Below are 2,310 nucleotides of genomic sequence, written 5' to 3' on the forward strand. Positions count from 1 at the left end.
TTGGCCACCGCCGGGCAGCAGGTGTTCAACGCCCGTCAGACCACGGCCTACGGCACCGCCATCCCGGCGACCCTGGTCAACTTCACCGCCGGCGTCCTCTTCCTCGGGATCGTGTGGGGCGGGATCGCCCTGGCCTCCGGCCACGGCATGCCCGCGCTGCCGCACGACTGGCGGCTCTACCTCGGCGGCCCGCTGGGGTGCGTGTTCATCGGGGTGGGCGCCATGGTCGTCCCGCGCCTGGGCGTCTTCGCCGCCACCCTCGGTCTGGTCTCGGGCAACCTCCTGGGCTCCCTCGTGGTGGACCTGGTGGCCCCCACCGACGGATCCACGGTCACCACGACGACGGTGCTGGGCACCCTGGGCGCCCTCGCCGCCGTCGCGCTCGCGTCCTGGCCTGCGCGGCGCCGATAGCGCCGCCCGCGGCGGCAGGCCGCCGTCACCGCGCGGGACTCAGGCGCGGGCCACGGTCCCTCGCCGCCCATGTCGGCGTCCGTGCATCACGAAGTAGTACCCGGCGGCGATCACCAGCACGCCCGCCAGGGCCGCGTACATGGCGCCGTAGCCGGCCGAGGCCACGAGCCCGCCGAGGAGCACGGGGCCCAGGCCCAGCCCCACGTCCGCGAACAGCATGAGGGTGGAGATGCCGGCGCCGAGCTGATGGGAGGGCACCGCGTTCACGGCGATCGCCTGGGCCGCGGGCATGAGCGTGCCGTAGCCGAGGCCGCTCAGCGCCCCGGCCAGCACCACCTGCCAGTCGCGCGTGGCGAAGGCCAGCACCAGGAGCGCGGCCGTGAAGCAGAGGAGTGCGGGGTAGACGACGGCGTCGTCCCCCCGGCGGTCCTGCAGGGTGCCCAGGGTGAGGCGCATGACGAGCATCGCCGCGGCGTAGGCCAGGAAGAAGAGGCCGGCGCCGGCCGTGAGCCCGCGCTCCACCGAGTAGGCGTTCAGGTAGGTGAGGATCCCGGCGTAGCTCAGGCCCACCAGCAGCATGAAGCCGCTGATCGGCAGCACCGCCGGGTGCAGCACGGAGCGCAGGCGGAAGCCCACCGCGGGGGCGGGGTGCTCCAGGGGGACCTCGCCGGCGGCGCGCTCGCCGTCGACGCCCGCCGCGGCGGGCGCCTCGCGCACCAGCAGGCCCAGCACGAGGCTGACCACCGTGATCCCCAGAGTCGCCCGGAACAGCCACGCGTAGCCGATGGAGCCGGCGAGGAACAGCCCCAGGGCGGGTCCGATCGCGGTGGCCAGGGTGGTGCCCAGCGCGAGATGGCCGGTGGCCTCCGCGCGTCGCCCGTCGGGGATGGCCGCCTGAGCCAGGGCCATGACGGCGGTGCTCGCGAAGGCGTAGCTGGCGCCGTGGAGCATGCGCACCGCCACGAGGGCCGGCAGTGAGGAGGCGACGAGGTAGAGCGTGCAGGACAGCGCGACGGCGACCAGGGCCACCACCAGGACGCGGCGCTTGCCGAAGCGGTCCACCACGTGGCCGGTGACCACGCGGCTGAGGGTGGCGCCGATGACGAAGGCGCTCGAGGCCAGCCCCGCCCCGGCGTCCGAGGCGGCGAACTGCCGGACCGCGTACACGGCCATGGTGGTGACGAGGGCGTAGAACGCGAGGAACTGGAGGAAGGAGACCACCCAGGCGAGGACGAAGGTGGGCGAGGCGATGCGTTCCTGCTCGGCGATTTGCATGATGCAAAAGGTAGCATCGTTTGCATGATGCAATCACCTAAGGGGGCGTGGGCCGACCCGGTCCGCGGGATCATGTACGAGCACATGCTCCTGCTGCGGGTGGCCACGCAGGGGGTGGCCCCCTACGGCCGGTCGAGCGCGCTGGAGCGCAGCGCCACCGTGCTGCTTGCCCGCCTGGAGGCGGGCGGGGCCATGAGCGTCGCCGAGCTGGCCGAGGCCTTCGACCTCGACGTCTCCACCGTCCACCGGCAGGTGGCCGCCGCCATGAAGGCCGGCCTCGTCGAGCGGGTGGCGGACCCCGACGGCGGTTCCGCCCGGCTGCACCGCCCCACGGAGGAGGGGCGCGCCCGCCTCGCCGCGGAGCTGAGCTCCCGCGCGGACAACGTGGCGCAGATCGTCTCCTCCTGGCCAGCCGAGGACGTCGTCGAGTTCAGCAGGCTCCTGCGGCGTTTCAACGAGGGGGCGGAGGAGCGCCGGGGTCACCCGTGGCCCCGGCCGCAGACGGGCCCCGGTGCGGAGGACCCCCGGCCCTGAGCTCCTCGCCCGCCGGCTCGTCCATGCGGCCGGGCTCCGCTATCGGGTCAGTGCGAGGCCCGAGAATGACCTCCGTCGCACTGCCGACCT

General features: G+C 74.0%; 3 protein-coding genes. 2 read left to right on the forward strand and 1 reads right to left on the reverse strand.

Annotated elements, in window-relative coordinates; translation table 11 throughout:
- Window positions 1-411 (forward strand): DMT family transporter (locus tag D8M29_RS10940; protein ID WP_174233343.1); only part of this gene is annotated, 411 nt, incomplete at its 5' end.
- Between the two features lie 39 nt (window positions 412-450).
- Here the strand turns inward: D8M29_RS10940 and D8M29_RS10945 are convergent.
- Entirely contained in the window at window positions 451-1,686 is a 1,236-nt protein-coding gene (locus D8M29_RS10945) for an MFS transporter (RefSeq protein ID WP_127435475.1), read from the reverse strand.
- A gap of 24 nt (window positions 1,687-1,710) precedes the next feature.
- Here D8M29_RS10945 and D8M29_RS10950 point away from each other — a divergent pair, with 24 nt between their 5' ends.
- Complete coding sequence (locus D8M29_RS10950) at window positions 1,711-2,220, forward strand: MarR family winged helix-turn-helix transcriptional regulator (protein WP_127445973.1); 510 nt, start codon at window positions 1,711-1,713, stop codon at window positions 2,218-2,220.
- The last annotated feature ends 90 nt before the right edge of the window (window positions 2,221-2,310 follow it).

The sequence above is a fragment of the Micrococcus sp. HSID17227 genome (genome assembly GCF_003989405.1).
Taxonomy (GTDB): Bacteria; Actinomycetota; Actinomycetes; order Actinomycetales; family Micrococcaceae; genus Micrococcus; species Micrococcus luteus.